Source organism: Parabacteroides caecihominis (assembly GCF_023656785.1).
Lineage (GTDB): Bacteria > Bacteroidota > Bacteroidia > Bacteroidales > Tannerellaceae > Parabacteroides > Parabacteroides segnis.
Genome location: NZ_JAMOKS010000092.1, coordinates 1 through 1,263 on the forward strand (window position 1 = coordinate 1; position 1,263 = coordinate 1,263).

Sequence of the window (1,263 nt, forward strand, 5' to 3'; positions counted from 1 at the left end):
CATACGACGAATATTAAGCCTTATTACCTAATTACTGAAAAAATAGTCGCATAGACAAAAAAAAGAGGAACGACTATTTTAAGATAAAAAAGGAGATGTGCCTTAGTTTTGACACACCCCCTTACACATAAGTTATACATTCATTATCAACACATTAAAAATTCGACATATTAGCTATATTTTGAAACTCAGTATATATGCAGACAAAAACAGACAAATTCTCAATCTTATTTATATATTTCCAATCCAAGTTATCGAAGTAACAAATAAATATTTTATCTTTACACAAAAGAGAGTTCTTTGAAGATTAATGCAGAATAATGAAATTGACCTCAAAAATCAATCGTTACCAAATCGTTACCTAATTCACTATTCATTTTTCTTTGACTTCACGAATATCCTGCTAATCAGGCTATTTCGTCACTGTAGTTTTTGACTTTAGTGTTATTTAGTCTTATCGCCCGCTATCCTAACAAAGAAGAATTAGATAATAACACAGGTAACAGACTAATCTATAATTATTAAGGTATTCCCTGTTTTCTTTTAAAAGAAGGCTATTTATGGTAACCTTTAGTACAAAAAAAGAAACATGAAATATTTAAACTAAGAGATAGAAAACGAATTAAAAAATCAAGGAGCAGAACTGATTCGCTTTGTCGGCATATCGCATTTGGATGAAAAGCAAAACAGACAACTCCCGACCGTCATTGTTTTTGCGCTTCCGCTAACCGCAGAATATGCTAAAATGGTATTTAATATGCCCGACTACGTACAAGCACGGATGGCGGATAATTACAATTTCGACGATGATGAATATTCGCTAACCGAACATAAAGCGGGAGAAATAGCAGACGAATTAGCCAAGTTCATTACCGGGAAGGGCTATAAAGCCATATCGCAATCCGATACAGGATTAGTGGCTGATGGCGTATTCAATTATGAAACGTTTGGAGTAGATCTGTTTCAAGAGATGAAATCGTTAACATACATGGATGCACTACCTGTTTGAAATGCCTTGTGCATTGTCCCAGAACACAAACATATATAAAGAGGAATATTGTCTGAATCAGAACAAAGAACAATAAATAGAAGAAGCCCAAACGAGAGTTCTGAAGAATAAAAAACGGAAGAGAAGTCAGTGAGGATGTAAATTAAACTGTGTCAGCAAGGAATAAAGTATTAACTTTGCTAACACAGTTTTTTTTATGAAAGAAGAATTTGATTTCGAGAGTATCAAGAACAAGGCTATTGAACAGCTGAAAG

General features: G+C 33.6%; 1 pseudogene. It reads left to right on the top strand.

Features of this window, described 5'->3' with window-relative positions:
- Nucleotides 1-610: 610 nt before the first annotated feature.
- A pseudogene (locus NBH14_RS28630) lies at nt 611-1,065 on the top strand (hypothetical protein).
- Nucleotides 1,066-1,263: the final 198 nt, after the last annotated feature.